This window comes from Planococcus sp. S3-L1 (assembly GCF_030063085.1).
Taxonomy (GTDB): domain Bacteria; phylum Bacillota; class Bacilli; order Bacillales_A; family Planococcaceae; genus Planococcus; species Planococcus kocurii.
The window spans coordinates 146,641-164,187 of sequence record NZ_JASISN010000006.1; the positions used below are offsets into that span (position 1 = coordinate 146,641).

Here is a 17,547-nt window from a genome sequence, read left to right on the forward strand (position 1 = left end):
ATTTATTTTGAAGTCATTAAGGCGCGGCGGTTGGCGTAAAAATAATCCCATCCAGACCAAACTGTGAAAATCAATGCGATATAAAGCATGATTTGACCGAATGGCAAGCCGACTAAAACAAAAATCGTATCATGTAACAACAAAGCAGAAATTGCTAAAATTTGAGCTGTGGTTTTGATTTTTCCTAAACCGCCAGCTGCGACAACTTCACCTTCGCCTGCCAATACTAAACGTAATCCTGTAACGGCAAATTCACGGCTAATGATAATAATCACAATCCATGAAGCTGCAAATCCAAGTTCAACTAAAATAATCAAAGCAGCTGAAACTAACAGTTTATCAGCTAAAGGATCTAAAAATTTGCCGAAAGTTGTGACTAGGTTATATTTACGCGCATAAAAGCCATCCACCCAATCGGTTAACGATGCAAAGATAAAAATAAGTCCTCCGACAAAATGAGTAACGGGCATTTCAGCTCCAAAAAGTGTCATTGTGCCCCAATCAAAACCGGCCAACATAACCACCATGAAGACAGGAATCAATAAAATCCTCGAGATGGTAATTTGATTTGGTATGTTCATTAGTGTTTCTCCTCTCGAACTTTCGTAAAAAATAGCCACTCTAAAGATGGCTATTCGGCGTCTGTAAATTGAATAACGATATTTTGGGTTTGTAGTTGCTGCTTGTACTCAATCTCTTCACCATTCAACAGCAATGTAATATTCGAATAGTCACCTAAGCGTAACCGAACAACATCCACTTCCGACAAATCGATTGCTTCTGTTTCACCAGATTGCATCACTCGTGCTCTCGAACTTAATTCTTTCTGGTTTTGATCAGTGGCCGTAACCCAAGATGGTCCATCAGCCACTATTTCTAACTGAGGATTTGACGGACCCTGCCATGAGTATGTGGTTGTATCTCCCTCAATTTCTCCACTAGAAAGAACCGCTTTCGACACTTCAGGCTCTTTTTCTTCTTTTTCTGCAGTCGCCTTTTCTGTTTCTTCTGGTACAGGAGCCACAGATTCTTCATAGGGAACACCGACATCGCTCTCTGTCGGTATATTTGTTGAATCGCTATTTGTCGAAGCACTATAAAAATACCAGACGACGGCAAGAATCAAAACAATAAACAGCGCAACAAGAACTTTAGGAATAATTTCAGCATACGCTTCACTCGGAGCTGTCCGCGTAATTGCGCGCCTCCTAGAAGTAAAGGTATCAGGCATTTCTTTTGGAGCAACAGGTTCATTTGCAGACAGTTCCTCTTTATGCTGTTCAAGCAGTTCTTCTCCACTTAGCCCGACTGCTGCCGCGTACTGCTTGATAAAAGCACGTACATAAAACGTACCCGGCATCATGCTGTGATTCCCATCTTCTATGCCCGCCAAGTAACGCTTTTGTATCTTGGTCAAGTCCTGTAAATCTTCTAAACTAAACCCTTTGGCGATTCTGGCTTGTTTCAGCCGAGTACCCAAGTCACTCAAAACAATCACCTACCTACTTAAAAGTTGAATCCATCGCCAAACATATTTCCTTGTGATTTCTCATCCATGAACGTATTTTTCTCCAATACTTCATACGTAATTTTTTCTTCCGGATGGTGACGTAGTTCAATAATATAATCAAAATCATCAATGCTATATTCTGATTGCTCGACAAACTTATCCGGATGCTCTACTACTTTAATCGTTGGCATACGCATCATTTCCCGAACCAATTGCATATGACGTTCATCAGCTGAGCGGCGTGTAACAATACCGTCTAAGATGAAGATGTTGTTGTCGTTATGCTCATCACCCATCAACTGATTTCGAACCGTTTGCTTAATCATGGTAGAAGATAAGAAAATCCATTTTTTATTGGCGCTAACGCTTGCAGCCACGATTGACTCCGTTTTCCCCACACGAGGCATGCCTCTGAGTCCAACTAATTTGTGACCTTCTTGCTTAAAAATTTCTGCCATAAAATCCACCAGCAATCCTAATTCGTCACGCACAAAGCGAAACGTTTTACGATCGTCAGCATCTCGCTGAATATATCTGCCGTGTCGCACCGCCAATATATCGCGTAGCTTCGGTTCACGGAACTTTGTTACAGCAATCGTATCGATAGTTGATAAAATTTGTTCAAAGCGCTCTAACTGTACGTCATGTTCTGCACGTAACAGCATGCCGCGACGACCTTGATCTACACCATTTATCGTCACGATATTTACCCGCAACATTCCCAGTAGAGAAGCGATATCGCCAAGCAGACCGGGACGGTTAACTTGGATTTCATATTCAAAATACCATTCTTTCATGCACTATCCGTCCTTTCTCCATATAGAACTTCCTAAAAGCTATACGCGTTAAATTTCTGCTCTCTAGCGAAAAGTATACTGCAATAGATAGAGTGTTTGGCCAACGTAGGTTGAACGAATGATTTTCACTTGTTGATGTTTCGCAAAACAGCTGTGCTTTCGGGATCAGAGGATATGGGACATGCAACTGGCATGACAGAACGTCGCGGTGCCAGTTGCCAAGGGCTCGCGCCATATCTTTTAGACAACAACGAAAAAAATTACTCCCTTCTTACTTAACGAGTTACTTAGCACTGGCACGTCCACGTGCCAGTGCTAAGTAAGAAGCTATGCCCAAAGCGGCCGAAGCGGTGTAAAAAAGTCGACTTTTTTCATTCAACACCTATAGTTGAAAACCACTTTCTTACGTTTGACATCCTCAGTTAATATACTAGCTGAATTGTCTTTAACAAAAAAGAGCATATAGTTACGGAAAAGCCTGAAAAGGCCATTATATTAACCAGCCACCATTCACTCGCAACGTTTGACCTGTCATATAATCCGCTTTCCCATTAACTAAAAAATCTACCGCATTCGCTATGTCCTGCGGAGCACCGAGACCAAGTGGAATCTCTTCCTCAATTTCTCGCAACTCTTCTACAGAAAATACAGCATTCATTTTCGTCTGGATAAATCCAGGTGACACGGCATTAACACGTGTTCCTGATGGTGCCATTTCTTTGGCATACGCTTTCACAAAGGAGAGTTGCGCACCTTTTACAGATGAATACATGGTTTCCATGGAAGCACCTACCTCCCCCCAAATGGAAGCAATAAAGACCACGTAAGATCGATCGTAGCGATGAAAAAATGAAGAAATTGAACGAATCGCTGCGATTGGATTTTTCACATGGACTTGCCATAGTGAATTCATGTCTTGGTCCGAAGTATCAATCAACATCTTCATCAGCGATTGACCGCTCGCAACAATAACACACGACGCATCAAAGACGTTGTCAGTAAGCTGCTGCGCACCTTCTTCACTAGCAAAGTCAGCCTGCACTGTTATAAATTCCTGCGCAGGGTAACGTGTTGCCAAGTGCTGGGCGAGTGGAGCTGTCGAATTGGTATTCCAGTGTAAGTATAAAGACCAACCACTCTCTGCCAACTGCTGCGCAATGCTTTCACCAATTTCACCAGATGCCCCTAACAGCACAGCAAACTTTTTCACTCTGCATCCTTTTTCGAAGGCATAATCGTGAAAACAGAATGCTGAGACTCGTGGCTAACCAAAGCAAATGCCTGTTGAAGATCAGCAACTTCTAACTCTTCAAGTACAGGAACTACATCAAACAAATTCATTTCATTAAATGCATAATTCGTGAATTGATTCGCAATGTATTCTGGTGAGTTTAATGCTCTTAAGAAAAAGCCGATTTTTTTGCGGCGAACACGATCCAGATCATCTTGTCCAAAAGGCCATTTTTCAACAGCATTTTGAAGCGTGTGTTTAACTTCTTTAATGAACGTTTCGGGTTTATGAGTGTCGGAACCAATCAAAGCATAGCCAAAGCCACTTTCTAACGAATAATCAAACGAATACGATTCATCGATCCAATCATTTTCGTACGCTTCGTGATAAAAATCCGATGTGCGTCCAAACAACAATTCATACGCAAGTTGAGCAGCTAGTTCGTGCTTCAACATCTCAGGTCCAATCATATCGAGTTTCTCCGGCTTCAAACCATAGAAAACTTTTGGCTTCTGAACGCTCATTTCTAACACGCGTTCTTTAATCGCTACTTCTTTTGGCTCTTGTGGATACATACGTTCGATTTCAGTTGGTTCTGCAAACGTTTTTTGTGCTTGGTCTTCTTTTACTAAAGTCATCATTTGTTCCGCATCCACATTTCCAACGATAAATAAAATCATATTTGATGGATGGTAAAACGTGTTGTAGCATGTATACAAATGTTCTGCTGTGATGTCTTGAATCGATTCCACTGTTCCTGCAATGTCAATTTTAACCGGATGGTTTTTATACAAGTTTTCGATAATCCCAAAATACAAGCGCCAATCCGGCTGATCGTCGTACATTGTGATTTCTTGTGCAATAATGCCTTTTTCTTTTTCTACCGTTTTTTCTGTAAAGTACGGGCTTTGCACAAAATCCAATAACGTTTTTACGTTTTTGTCAATTTCACCTGTTGCGGAGAATAAATAAGCCGTGCGCGTAAACGACGTAAAGGCGTTTGCTGAAGCGCCTTGTTTGCTAAACTCTTGGAACACGTCTCCTGCTTCTTTTTCGAACATTTTATGTTCTAAAAAGTGCGCGATGCCATCTGGTACTTTAATAGCTTTCGTCTCACCTTGAGGTACAAAATGATTATCAATTGAACCATATTTTGTAGTGAATGTAGCAAACGTTTTCGAAAATCCTTTTTTCGGCAAAATATAAACGGTTAAACCGTTATCGAGCGTTTCATGAAAAAGTGTTTCACCTAGTTGATCAAATTCAACTTTATGCATTTGTGTCATCCTCCTTACCAGATAGGAAGTAAGTCATTTCTAAAGACAATTCCTCAGCGACTTCTGCAATATCTTCTTTCGTTACGTTTTTCCATTTATTAATCATGTATTCAGGTTCGAAAGACTCTGTCAATTCCATATACTGATCGTATATTTCAATTTGTCCACGTGCAGAATCTAGTGCTTCTTTTAATTGATTGATGAGCAGCGCTTTTGTCTGATCAAGTTCAACATCTGAAATATTGCCTTTTTTGACTTCTTCTAATTGTTCCAAAACCAAGTTCACAGCTTTTTCTTCTAATTTGGAATCAATGCCTGCTAAAACGAACATCAACCCAAATTGTGAAGCAAAAGAACTGGATACGTAATACGCCATACTTTCTTTTTCACGAATATTTACAAATAGCTTTGAGTGCGCATAGCCACCAAAAACACCGTTCATCAATTGCATAACCGGGAATTTTTCGTGACGGAATGTAATTGGTGTAAAGAATGCCATATGCAGTTTGCCTTGCTTCATGTCTTCGTGTTCAAGGACACGTGACTGCTCAGGCTTAACCAATTCCATTGGAGCCACAGCAATTGCTTTTTCACGATCTTTAAAATGGAAAAACTCACGGATGTATGACGCGATCATTTCCGGCTTTACATCGCCTACTGCATAAATTTCAATTTCATTTTGAGTGAGCATTTCTTGGTATTCAGCAACTAATTGCTCGTTCGTAACCGCTTCTACTGCTTGAATCGTGCCGTTTGATGTAATCGAAGCAGGGTGGTTCGGCAAAGCGAGCTCCATCATGCGCTGCTGTGCATAGCGTGTCTTGTCATCAAACACCGATTCAATGCGTTGAACAATCGAATGTTTTTCCCGTATAAAAATAGACTCTTTAAATAAATCATTTTCAACATTAGGTTTGAATAGAACGATATACATCAAGTTCAGTACTTTCTCAAGTACACCTTTTTCAGAAAGGTATTGATCATTAACCGTTTCAACATTCAAGGTCACAACATGTTCGTTGCCTCGTTTTGAGGAGTCTATGTAAAGAGAAGTTCCGTAAAGATCATCCAATACCATACGAAGTGCAGTGTGCGAAGGATAAACCTCGTTACTATGCTGCAAAACGTTTGCCAAAATCGAGCGGGCAGACGCTTTTTCCTCCGTTAGTTTATCTTTAAATTTGATTGAAAAATTTATCGTTTTAAACTGTGTCGTTTCATTAACGTGTACATTCACGCCTTTAGCGATATTAATGGTTTCAAACATGTAGAATCCCCTCTCGTCGTTCATATCTTAACTATACCGAACTTTTTCCGTTAATTGCAAATAAAGAAAAGCGCAGGTACTAAATACTAACCGTATTTATGTGCATAAAAAAAGAGCCATCGCAACTGACGGCTCTTTTGAAAGTCTTATCGTTGTCCTTTAATGTAAGGTTTACCATTGGCTAACGGTGCATTGGCACGGCCAATAAAGCCAGCTAACGCGATAATTGTTAAGACATACGGCAAGATTAACAAGAAGACGTTTGGAATTTCTGAAATATACGGAATGCGCGAACCGACAATACTTAACGATTGAGCAAACCCAAAGAACAAAGCAGCTCCCATAGCCCCAAGTGGATGCCATTTCCCAAAAATCATCGCAGCTAACGCCATAAATCCTTGTCCGTTAATCGTTGCATGTCCAAAATCATTTGTAATGGTTTGCGAATAAATGGCACCACCGATACCTGCTAAAGCCCCGGAAATCATAACGGCAACATAACGCATTCTCGTAACATTAATGCCCATCGTGTCTGCGGCCATTGGATGTTCTCCAACTGCGCGAAGACGCAAGCCAAAAGGTGTTTTGTAAATAACAAACCATGCAACAAACGCTACTGCAATCGCAAAGAATGAGGTATTATATACCGATTTAAATAACAAAGGTCCAATGACTGGAATATCTGATAAAAAAGGTACGTTGTAACGCGAGAAACGTTCTGTGATGAAATCGGTTTGACCTTTTCCAAAAATACTTTTCACTAAGTAAATTGATAATGCTGCTGCTAACAAGTTAATGGCAACCCCAGAGACTACTTGGTCTGCGCGGAACGAAATCGATGCAACCGCGTGCAAGAGCGATAACAGCAACGCCGCTAACATAGCCGCGACCAACGCAAGCCACGGTGTCGCTCCGCCAAATGTATCAGCAAACAATAAGTTAAACAGGATCCCGACAAATGCGCCGATGACCATCAATCCTTCGAGACCGATGTTCACGACTCCAGATTTTTCCGAAAAGACTCCGCCTATCGCCACTAAAATAAGTGGCGCAGCATAGAAAATCGCTGAAGGAACGATGAAATATAGAACGTCAAGGAAACTCATATTACTTCGCCTCCTTCTTCTTAGCTGCTGCACGGAGCAACAGCAAACGAATAATGTAACCAGATGCTACAAAGAAGATAATCACTGCAATAACAATTTCTACAATTTCAATTGGAATACCGGCCGCATTTGGCATATTTAACGCTCCGTATTTTAGCGAGCCAAACAACGTAGCACCAAATACCACACCAAGTGGTGTATTCAAACCAAGTAATGCTACTGCAATCCCGTCAAAGCCGATGCCAGTAAAGCCACCTTTAGAGGATACATACTCAAATGTTCCAAGAGCTTCCATAGCACCTGCAAGTCCAGCAAATGCCCCAGAAATAACCATGGCCAAAATGATGTTTTTATTGACATTCATCCCTGCATATTGAGAAGCGTTTTGGTTAAAACCAACTGCTTTTAGTTCAAAGCCCAGTGTAGTTTTTTCTAAAATAAACCACATGACACCCACCATCGCCAAGGCAATAATGATTCCGTAATGTAAACGAGAGAAATCCGTCAGTTCTTCTAAAAAATCAGAACGTAAAGAAGCACTTGCAAAAATATTTTCCGTACGGTCACCACCATCAGAAACTGTACGAATTAATGCATTGGATACGTGTAAAGCAATATAGTTCATCATAATTGTGACGATTACTTCATGAACATGGAATTTTGCTTTTAACAGTCCCGGTACAAATCCCCATAATGCGCCAGCTACCGCTGCAGCTAAAATGGCTAGAGGCAAATGAATAATTTTTGGCAATTCTACTGCTACGCCTACATATGCTGCTGCAAACCAGCCAACAATCAATTGTCCTTCAACACCAATGTTAAAAAGCCCTGAACGAAACGCAAATGCTACCGCAAGACCTGCTAGTAGATAAGGAGTGATTTGTCGAACCGTTTCACCTATTGTATACAAGTCTCCAAAAATCCCGTTCCACAGAGCAGCATAGCCTTCAAGTGGATCGTAACCACTTACTAGCATAATCACCGCTCCGACCAAGAGGCCTAAAATAACGGAAATGACGGGGACCAGAATATTCGTCGCTCTATTCGACATGCTGATTCTCACCTTTCTTCGTCAAATCCTGTTGCTTTTTATCGACTGTATGACCCGCCATTAACAAGCCTAGTTCTTGCTCAGTAGTACTTTCTGGTATTACAATATCCACGATTTCACCGTCGTGAATAACCGCAATACGATCTGAAACGTTCATCACTTCATCCAACTCGAACGAAATCAACAAAACTGCCTTACCGTTATCCCGTTGTTCAATCAAACGACTATGAATAAATTCAATTGCACCTACGTCCAATCCCCTGGTCGGTAATGCCGCAATCAGTAAATCAGGGTCACGATCAACTTCTCGGCCAATAATAGCTTTTTGTTGATTTCCTCCGGATAAGGATCTTGCCAATTCCGACGGCCCTTGAGTGCGGACATCAAAATCTTTTATAATTTGCAAGGCTTTTTCATTAATCTTGTCGTAGTCAATAATGCCCGACTTGGAAATTGGTTTTTTATAATAGGTTTGAAGTGCAATATTATGCCCTATCGGAAAATCCAATATGAGTCCGTGCTTATGGCGATCTTGAGGAATATGTCCAACGCCCGATTCTGTTACTTTTCGCGGTTTCATATTGGTAACATCTTTGTCATTGAGAGAAATCGTCCCGCTTTTCACTTTACGAAGACCCGTAATTGCCTCGATCAGTTCAGATTGTCCGTTGCCATCAATTCCGGCAATCCCCATAATTTCACCTTTGCGAACGTTCAGATTCAAACTTTTAACTTTATCAATTCCGCGGTAATCTTGAACAACTAAATTTTTAATATCCAAAATTTCTTCACCCGGGAAAGCTTCTCCTTTTACCGTGGTAAATTCCACTGCGCGACCGACCATTAATGAGGCAAGGTCGTTCGGATTGGTTTCTGATGTAGTAACTGTGCCAATTCCCTTACCTTTTCGAATAACTGTTACGCGATCAGAAACATCCATAATTTCTTTTAGTTTATGCGTAATCAAAATAATCGACTTGCCCTCAGCTACTAATCGTTTCATAATTTGAATCAATTCAAGAATTTCCTGAGGTGTTAATGAAGCTGTTGGCTCATCAAAAATCAAAATCTCGGCTCCACGATAAAGCGTTTTCAGTATTTCTACACGTTGCTGCATTCCCACCGATATGTCTTCAATGATAGCGTTTGGATCTACATTCAAACTGTATTGCTCTGATAAGGCTTGAACTTTTTTAGCGGCGTCTTTTTTATTGGTAATTCCGTATTTAGTTGGTTCGCTTCCCAAAATAATGTTTTCGGTAACAGAAAAATTTTCGACTAGCATAAAATGCTGGTGGACCATGCCAATTCCGAGATCGTTAGCTATATTCGGATTAGAAATATCGACTTTTTTACCATGAACCCGAATTTCTCCACCTTCTGGCTGATACAGACCGAATAAGACGTTCATCAAAGTCGATTTACCCGCACCATTTTCTCCTAATAATGCATGAATTTCTCCCTTTTCCAGTTGCAGCGTAATGTTGTCATTGGCGACAAATGTACCGAACTCTTTACGGATATTCAGCATTTCGATTACATATTCCACTGTTGTCACTCCCTCAAAATCGCTGACTTCTTTTAAATTCATTAATTAATTAATACATGAAAGGCTTCTGTTGCAAAAAGCCTTTCATCTATTAATTTCTAGCTTGTAGACAAAAAAAATCATAAAGACCGGTCAAACCGGTCTTTATGATGACCGTGCTACAAAATAGCTATTACTTTACTGTTTCTGGAACTTCAATGTCACCATCGATTACTTGTTTTTGGAATTCTTCAATTTTCTTCATTACATCTTCAGGGATTGCTCCACGTGAATCAGCAAGACCTACACCTTCATCAGCTAAACCATAAGTAACTGTTTCGCCACCTGGGAATTCGCCTGCCATCGCTTGTTCAGAAATGTTGATAACGGCTGTATCCACACGTTTTAATACCGAAGTTAAAGTAACGTTAGCGTCACCAGTTTGACCTTCATCGTATTGGTCAGCATCTACGCCAATAACCCAAATATTGTCATCAGGATTTGCTTCTTTACGTTCTTTTGCTTCAGTGAATACGCCATTTCCTGTACCGCCAGCTGCGTGGAAAATGATATCTGCACCAGCAGAGTACATACGGTTAGCAGTTGTTTTACCTAATTCCGCTTTATCAAAAGCTCCTGTGTATTGAACATCGACTTTAATTGAATCGTCTACTGCTGCAACGCCTTCAAGGAATCCTGCTTCAAAACGCTCGATTACTGGAATTTCCATTCCACCGACAAAACCGATTTTTTTCGTTTCTGACATTAGAGCTGCTGCTACACCCGCAAGGAATGCGCCTTCTTGTTCTTTAAACAAGACACTTGCAACGTTTGGAGCGTCTACTACTGCATCAACGATTGCAATTTGAGCTTCTGGCTGCTGTTCAGCAATTTCTTTTACAGCACCTTCCATTAGGAAACCAATACCGTACACGACGTCAAAATCACGACGGATTAAGTTGTTCAAGTTGGTGTTGTAATCTGCATCAGATGCAGATTGAAGATAGTCAAAACCGCCATCGCCTTTTTTAAGACCATTTTCTTCGCCAAATTGTTGTAGCCCTTCCCAAGCAGATTGGTTAAAGGATTTATCATCTACTCCACCAACATCTGTAACCATCGCTACTGAGAAATCAGCTGTTTCTTCTCCGCCTTTTCCTTCATCAGTCTTGTCAGTTGTTGTGTCTTCGTCGCTTCCGCAAGCAGCTAGCATTGTACCAGCAGCTAGCATTAATGATAAACCTAAACCAAATTTACGTTTCGTCAATGTAATAACCCCCAAGGTTTTTTTGATATTAGCAGGAATTTGCTGTTTTACACACGTTTTCGAACTACATGGAAACTGAATTTATCAGCTCTAAAGTAATTCTTTGAATAAAGCACCAATCGATCGTCCTCATCGTAGTGGAGCTGTTTTAAAACAAGTAATGCTGTTTCCGGTTCACATTCTAAAATTGGCGAAGCCTCTTCATGATAACCAGTCGGATCGATAAACGTTACCGCATAGGAAATATGAATGTCCCCTGTTTCTTCAATCGCCTTAAAAATGGAACTTTCAGTACGTCCTAAAAAATCTGTAGGCAAATACGCAGCAGGAACCTTGTCTATGCAATAGACGACTGGATCTCCGTTTGCCGTACGAACGCGTTCAATCGTAATAACAGTATCGTCGGCGGTGCAGTGAAAGCGCTTTATATCTTCTTCAGAAGAAAGGTTCTCCAACGTGCTCAAGTAGATTGCGCCGGGTTCCATTCCTGCCTGACGGATCATATCGGAAACACTTGTCAATTGTTCAATCCCTGAAGAAAATAGGGGTTTTGAATTGACAAATGTTCCAACTCCGTGGCGTCTGATGATAATATTATCTTCTTCCAACAACCGTAGCGCTTCTCGCAAAGTCGCACGGCTGACTCCAAGTGTTTTTGACAATTCAAATTCCGACGGCAACTTCTCTTTTTCTTTGTAGACGCCTGCAGCAATATCCTGCTTCATTCGATCAATCACTTGAAGATACAATGCACGATGATCTGATTTAATGGTCATCCGATTCACCACCTATGATAGAGATCAGACATCTGATGTAAAACATTCCTACTAATCAAAATTACTATACCACTTATTAGATACGAAATAAATAGCAATTTGTCGAATTCAGCGAATTTTCGCATCACAGTCATCTTAAATAGTGATCATTTTATCACAAAAACCTTCGAATACTTCAATATTCTTCCTGCTTTGGAACTAATACAGTCCGTGGCTTACTACCTTCATAAGGTCCAACCACACCACGCTGCTCCATTTGATCTATAATTCTAGCGGCTCGAGAATAGCCGACACGGAAGCGGCGCTGCAACATTGACACGGATGCTGTCTGCATTTCTGTAACGAGTTGCACGGCATCATCATAAATTTCATCTGTTTCTTCATCTATTTTCGTTTCATCGATTTCACTCGGAATCATATCTTCTTGGTATTGGGCCTTTTGCTGTTCAATAACAAAGTCAACAATTTTTTCAACTTCTGAATCCGATAAAAATGCCCCTTGAACACGCACAGGTTTTGATTGACCCGCCCCAAGAAAGAGCATATCTCCACGTCCAAGTAATTTCTCAGCTCCACCCATATCGAGAATTGTTCGCGAATCAATAGATGAGGACACCGCAAAAGCAATACGCGACGGAATATTCGCCTTAATAACGCCCGTAATGACGTTAACACTTGGACGCTGTGTCGCTATGATTAAGTGAATCCCAGCAGCGCGCGCCATCTGTGCTAGACGTGTAATCGCATCTTCCACTTCATTTGAAGCAACCATCATCAAATCCGCTAATTCATCGACGATGACCACAATAAAGGGTAATTTCGGATGCTTGTCTTCATTTTCCTCATTGAAAACACGAACATATTCGTTATAGCCTTCAATATTACGTGTTCCTGTATGTGAAAAGAGTTCATATCTTCTTTCCATTTCCGAGACGATTTTCTTTAACGCTTGTGCTGCTTTTCGTGGATCCGTTACAACAGGCGCTAACAGATGCGGAATCCCATTATAAACGTTCAATTCGACCATTTTCGGATCGATCATCATCATTTTCACTTCATGGGGCTTAGCGCGCATAATAATACTTGTGATAATGCCGTTAATGCACACCGATTTCCCGCTACCCGTCGAACCAGCAACTAGTAGATGTGGCATTTTATTTAATTCGGTCATCACAGCTTGTCCTGTCACATCTCTACCTAAAGCGAACAATAGTTTGGCATCCGGCTTGTTGTTCTCTTCTGATTCTAATACTTCACGCAAGCTAACTATTGAAACTTCCGAGTTTGGCACTTCGATACCGATTGCTGATTTACCTGGAATGGGTGCTTCAATTCGAATATCACGTGCAGCTAAAGCTAACGCCAAATCATCATGCAAACTAACTATCTTGCTTACTTTCACACCGGTATCCGGCAACACCTCATATTTTGTCACTGCTGGTCCTAAATGCACTTGTGTCACTTTTGCCCGCACACCAAAACTTTGGAACGTTTTTTCGAGTTTCTTAGCATTTTTTTGTATGCCTGAATATTCTCCGCTTTGGTCGTGATGCGGCGGCAGGGTCAACAAGCTAAGAGGCGGCAGCTGATATTCTTCATTTTCTAGTTCTTCTGCCGTCGATAATAACTGAACGTCTGCTGTTTTCATTTCCTTAGCAGGCTGTTGTGGTGCCTCCGTCTGTCTCGGTTTTACATTTTCGGTAAAGGCTGAAATAATCGGCTCTTGTTGTTTTGGTCGGTATAGAAGATCTTCTTGTTCATCCTCTTCTTCATAAGCCAATGATTCATTGATTTCTAATACTTGTTCAGCCTCCGACTTTTTACGCGGAGTGCGTACTTTTTTGGGTTTGGCCTGTTGGAAACGATTCATTAACGCATCGATAGCTGGACGTGCACTCGGTATTTTTTCTGCAATAAACGGTGCGGCTGCTTTTCCCGTTAAAATAATCGCCCCGATCGACAGTAAAATAATTGCGACAATCCATGTGCCAGCTGTATCAACTAACACATGCAAGAGTGCGTACAACAGCGCACCAATGAGGCCACCTCCAGTTGCCAAATAACTATTCCAAACAGTGCCCGTCATTTTTGTTGTACGAATTGTTTCGTCGATGACATTTGATGAAGTAATCGGCAAAATAGTGCCAGCTGCCCAGATTAAATGACAGATTAGCAAAATACCAATTAAGACAAATGCAGAACCAAATGCCACTTTCATTCTTGGCTTTGGCCATTTCCGCTTGACCATCACATAAATTGCCAGATAGATAAGCACTAACGGTAGTAGAAAGGCCATATAGCCCACTAAAAACTCGGCCATATTGTAAAACATTTTGCCAATAACCCCAAGCTGGAATGTCATCAATATCGCAACCCCTACTAATACTAAGCCAATCACTTCATAAGCAATCATTGGCATGGGCTGTCTCTTTCTATTTTTAGACTTTGTTTTAGGTTTTACTTTTGCTCTCGCTTTGGATTTCGCTTTCGTCGTTACACGAGCCCTGTTCATTGCAATCCCTCATTTCTTCATAATCGAAAAAGGATTTCCGCCGATTAAATCGGTATGGAAATCCTTCTACTTTTTTCTTAGTATTCCATAATAATTGGGATAATCATTGGACGACGTTTTGTTTGTTGGAACAAGTAAGAATTCAATGTATCACGAATTTCTTGTTTAATATTGTTCCACTCGAATGCGTCTCTCGTAACGTATTTTTCAACGACTTTTCGAACAAGTCTTGTCGATTCTTCCATCAATTCCTCTGATTCACGAACATAGACAAAGCCGCGTGAAATCATTTCCGGACCTGATGCAATTTTCTTTTCTTTGCGGTTTAACGTAACCACGACGATAAAAATACCATCTTGCGACAATAATTTACGATCACGTAGAACGATGTTTCCTACGTCGCCAATGCCGATTCCATCGATTAAGACATTTCCAGCAGTAACACGTCCACTCATCCGAACTTTGCCGCCTTTGTATTCGACGATGTCCCCTTTGTCAGCAATAAAGATCTCAGACTTATGCAACCCAACTTGTTGAGCTAATTTAGAGTGCGCGATTAGCATTTTGTATTCACCTTGAATCGGAATGAAATACTTAGGTTTCATCATATTGAGCATCATTTTCAAGTCTTCTTGACTACCATGTCCTGATACGTGGACTTTCTTACTTGCAGTTAATACGTTTGCACCGGCTTTTGCCAGTTTGTTCATTGTTTGGAACATAGGAACTTCCATACCGGGTGATGGTGTGAATGTAATTAATACTGTGTCGGTTTCTTTAATTTTAACGTCTTTGTGTTGTTTACGAACCATTTTGTCCAAGGCTTCCAGTGGTTCACCTTGGTTACCTGTAACGATAATCACAACTTCGTCATCACGGTAGTTTTCCAAATCTTTTAAGGAGATTACAACATCTTCATGAACGGTTAAATAGCCAAGACGCAATCCAACTTCATAACTATTTTCAAGACTTCTACCAGCTACCGCTACTTTTTTACCTGTAGTTGCTGCGATGTCAAATACTTGCTGAATACGAATAAAGTTTGATGAATACAGAGATACCAGTACACGACCTTCTGCAGCTAGGAATGCTGATAAAATATGATCAGCAACCACGATTTCAGAAGTTGTGTACCCTGGACGCTCAGCTTCAGTTGAATCAGACAACAGCATTAAAACGCCGTCTTCTCCAAGTTTTGCCATTTTTGCGATATCTGGCTTGTAACTTCCTTTAGCCGACTGATCAAATTTAAATTCACCCGTATGCACGATGGCACCTTCTGATGTGTGGAAGACGATTCCAAGTGCATCAGGAATACTATGTGTCGTATGGAAAAACGTTACATGTGTTTTATCAAAGTTCATCCGGCTTTTATTGGTCACTTCAAAAAACTTCACATGTTTTAAAGAGCCTTGTTCTTTAATATGTTCTTTAGCTAACGCAATTGTTAATTTTGATCCATAAACTGGTGCTTGAATCTTTTTCATTAGATAAGCGATTGATCCAATCGCATCTTCATGACCGTGAGTCAGAAAAACTCCCTTTACACGGTCTTTGTTTTCTTCTAGGAATGTCATATCCGGAATGACGATGTCAACACCTAGCATCTCATCTTCTGGGAACATCAATCCGCTATCTACAACAAATAAATCTTCATCAATTTCTATTACATACATTGCTTTGCCGATTTCGCCGACGCCGCCTAAAGGGATAACTCTTATTACTTCATTTTTAATTTTACTCAATTTATTTCCTCCTAAAATTCACCCGTACGCATCCATAGACTTCATTATACGGGAATGACCGGAAACAGTCCAAAGAAAAAAACAAACCGAGGATGATCGGCTTGTTTTAGGGGTCTGTAACTTCTATCAAATAACATTTTCTTCGATTAGCGCTTCAGCAATCTGAACAGAATTCAAGGCTGCCCCTTTAACTAGATTGTCTGCAACTATCCACAAATGAAAGCCATTTGGATTGTCTAAATCCTGACGAATACGTCCGACAAACACTTCATCTAGGCCCGCAGCCATTAATGGCATGGGATAAATTTGATTTGATGGGTCATCCATCAATTCAACACCTGGTGCGTCTTTAATCGCTTGTTTAACCTGTGCGATAGTCGCTGCACGCGATAGTTCTACATACACTGATTCAGAATGGCCTGTGACTACTGGCAGACGTACACACGTGGCTGCTACGGCTAAAGAATCGTCATGCATAATTTTTTTAGTTTCATTGATCATTTTCATTTCTTCTAATGTATAACCATTATCAGCAAATTGATCAATCTGGGGAATCACATTAAAGGCAATCGGGTAATGATTTTTTGCCGATTTAACTGGTAGCATTTCGGCTTGTGCATCTTTTGCGTTGTCAAAATCAGCTGCCTGTGCTTTTAATTCGTTAATTGCACCGATGCCGGCTCCAGAAACAGCTTGATAAGTCGAAACTACAACTTTGGTCATTCCAAACTGTTCTTTTAACGGTTGCAACGCACAAACCATTTGGATCGTTGAACAGTTTGGATTGGCAATGATTCCTTTGTGAAGACCCAGATCGCTTTTGTTTACCTCTGGCACAACTAATGGCACGTCTTTGTCCATTCGGAATGCGCTGGTGTTATCAATAACAATTGCTCCTCGTTTAACGGCTTCAGGTGCAAATTCCTCTGAAATACTGCCACCTGCGCTGAACAATGCAATGTCTATCCCTTTAAACGATTCAGGTTTCGCTTCTTGAACTGTAAAAGTTTTCCTTTTAAACTCAATTTCTTTTCCGGCAGAACGGCTCGAAGACAAAAAGACGATATCTTTTATCGGGAAATCCCGTTTTTCCAATTGCTCTTTCATTTGCTGGCCAACTGCTCCAGTTGCTCCCATAATTGCTACATTATACGTTTTCACAATATTCGCTCCTTCAATGATGATTTGAATTATTGTAACATAATTTAGTCTGCTAAAGGAATAGAAAACACAAAAAAGCTTCCTTAAACTAAAGAAGCTTCAGACTGTAGACAAAGTCTTATTAAACTGAATAGTAATGCATAATTTCCAACTGGGCTGGCCACTTCGCTTTCCGTGGGCTCAGCTTCAGCCCATAGCTGTCAACTTAAGAAATAACGTGGAGTATGCCCATTAAATTTGTACGATATGGGGGTTTGAATTAGGGGAATATCGGAAATGGTGATAACTAAGAACGCCAACTAGCCTCCCTTTTTTGGGG

The 17,547-nt window shown here is 40.7% G+C and carries 14 protein-coding genes; all 14 read right to left on the reverse strand.

Annotated elements, in window-relative coordinates; genetic code table 11:
* Positions 1–2 precede the first annotated feature (2 nt).
* The 14 genes from pgsA to QMF37_RS08695 all read right to left on the reverse strand — a co-directional run bounded on the left by pgsA (position 3) and on the right by QMF37_RS08695 (position 17,231).
* Positions 3–581: a CDP-diacylglycerol--glycerol-3-phosphate 3-phosphatidyltransferase gene (gene pgsA, locus QMF37_RS08630; protein WP_071154160.1), complete on the reverse strand. Its 579-nt coding sequence runs from the start codon at positions 579–581 to the stop codon at positions 3–5.
* Between the two features lie 50 nt (positions 582–631).
* Positions 632–1,489 carry a helix-turn-helix domain-containing protein gene (locus tag QMF37_RS08635; protein WP_283477868.1) on the reverse strand — a complete coding sequence of 286 codons (858 nt, stop codon included), beginning with the start codon at positions 1,487–1,489 and terminating at the stop codon, positions 632–634.
* Positions 1,490–1,506: 17 nt separating this feature from the next.
* On the reverse strand, positions 1,507–2,307 hold the full coding sequence (locus QMF37_RS08640) for a YmfK family protein (protein ID WP_058384969.1): 801 nt from the start codon (positions 2,305–2,307) through the stop codon (positions 1,507–1,509).
* Positions 2,308–2,797: 490 nt separating this feature from the next.
* Positions 2,798–3,517 carry an elongation factor P 5-aminopentanone reductase gene (ymfI, locus tag QMF37_RS08645; protein ID WP_283477871.1) on the reverse strand — a complete coding sequence of 240 codons (720 nt, stop codon included), beginning with the start codon at positions 3,515–3,517 and terminating at the stop codon, positions 2,798–2,800.
* A complete protein-coding gene (gene yfmH, locus QMF37_RS08650; protein ID WP_283477873.1) occupies positions 3,514–4,815 on the reverse strand; it encodes an EF-P 5-aminopentanol modification-associated protein YfmH in 1,302 nt (433 codons plus the stop codon). Before yfmH ends, ymfI begins: the two co-directional genes overlap by 4 nt.
* A complete protein-coding gene (yfmF, locus tag QMF37_RS08655; protein ID WP_071154157.1) occupies positions 4,808–6,082 on the reverse strand; it encodes an EF-P 5-aminopentanol modification-associated protein YfmF in 1,275 nt (424 codons plus the stop codon). The genes yfmH and yfmF overlap by 8 nt, the downstream gene beginning before the upstream one ends.
* A gap of 146 nt (positions 6,083–6,228) precedes the next feature.
* The gene (locus QMF37_RS08660) at positions 6,229–7,188 is read right to left on the reverse strand and encodes an ABC transporter permease (RefSeq protein ID WP_049693250.1); all 960 of its coding nucleotides are present in this window, start codon (positions 7,186–7,188) and stop codon (positions 6,229–6,231) included.
* Position 7,189: 1 nt separating this feature from the next.
* Complete coding sequence (locus QMF37_RS08665) at positions 7,190–8,239, reverse strand: ABC transporter permease (protein WP_058384964.1); 1,050 nt, start codon at positions 8,237–8,239, stop codon at positions 7,190–7,192.
* Entirely contained in the window at positions 8,229–9,788 is a 1,560-nt protein-coding gene (locus QMF37_RS08670) for an ABC transporter ATP-binding protein (RefSeq protein WP_283477879.1), read from the reverse strand. Before QMF37_RS08670 ends, QMF37_RS08665 begins: the two co-directional genes overlap by 11 nt.
* Positions 9,789–9,960: 172 nt before the next feature.
* Positions 9,961–11,034 carry a BMP family lipoprotein gene (locus QMF37_RS08675; protein WP_071153817.1) on the reverse strand — a complete coding sequence of 358 codons (1,074 nt, stop codon included), beginning with the start codon at positions 11,032–11,034 and terminating at the stop codon, positions 9,961–9,963.
* Between the two features lie 47 nt (positions 11,035–11,081).
* Positions 11,082–11,810, reverse strand: coding sequence for a GntR family transcriptional regulator (locus QMF37_RS08680; RefSeq protein WP_078080551.1), 729 nt, complete (start codon positions 11,808–11,810; stop codon positions 11,082–11,084).
* A gap of 175 nt (positions 11,811–11,985) precedes the next feature.
* Positions 11,986–14,322 carry an FtsK/SpoIIIE family DNA translocase gene (locus QMF37_RS08685; protein ID WP_283477884.1) on the reverse strand — a complete coding sequence of 779 codons (2,337 nt, stop codon included), beginning with the start codon at positions 14,320–14,322 and terminating at the stop codon, positions 11,986–11,988.
* Positions 14,323–14,399: 77 nt separating this feature from the next.
* Complete coding sequence (locus QMF37_RS08690; protein ID WP_071153816.1) at positions 14,400–16,067, reverse strand: ribonuclease J; 1,668 nt, start codon at positions 16,065–16,067, stop codon at positions 14,400–14,402.
* A 126-nt stretch (positions 16,068–16,193) separates the two neighbouring features.
* Positions 16,194–17,231 (reverse strand): aspartate-semialdehyde dehydrogenase, encoded by a 1,038-nt coding sequence (locus tag QMF37_RS08695; RefSeq protein WP_283477891.1) that lies wholly within the window; start codon positions 17,229–17,231, stop codon positions 16,194–16,196.
* Positions 17,232–17,547 lie beyond the last annotated feature (316 nt).

Coding starts and splice junctions, on each gene's coding strand:
- pgsA (WP_071154160.1), bottom strand. CDS start 581: ATGAACATACCAAATCAAATTACCATCTCGAGGATTTTATTGATTCCT.
- QMF37_RS08685 (WP_283477884.1), bottom strand. CDS start 14,322: ATGAACAGGGCTCGTGTAACGACGAAAGCGAAATCCAAAGCGAGAGCA.
- QMF37_RS08680 (WP_078080551.1), bottom strand. CDS start 11,810: ATGACCATTAAATCAGATCATCGTGCATTGTATCTTCAAGTGATTGAT.
- QMF37_RS08640 (WP_058384969.1), bottom strand. CDS start 2,307: ATGAAAGAATGGTATTTTGAATATGAAATCCAAGTTAACCGTCCCGGT.
- yfmH (WP_283477873.1), bottom strand. CDS start 4,815: ATGCATAAAGTTGAATTTGATCAACTAGGTGAAACACTTTTTCATGAA.
- QMF37_RS08665 (WP_058384964.1), bottom strand. CDS start 8,239: ATGTCGAATAGAGCGACGAATATTCTGGTCCCCGTCATTTCCGTTATT.
- yfmF (WP_071154157.1), bottom strand. CDS start 6,082: ATGTTTGAAACCATTAATATCGCTAAAGGCGTGAATGTACACGTTAAT.
- QMF37_RS08660 (WP_049693250.1), bottom strand. CDS start 7,188: ATGAGTTTCCTTGACGTTCTATATTTCATCGTTCCTTCAGCGATTTTC.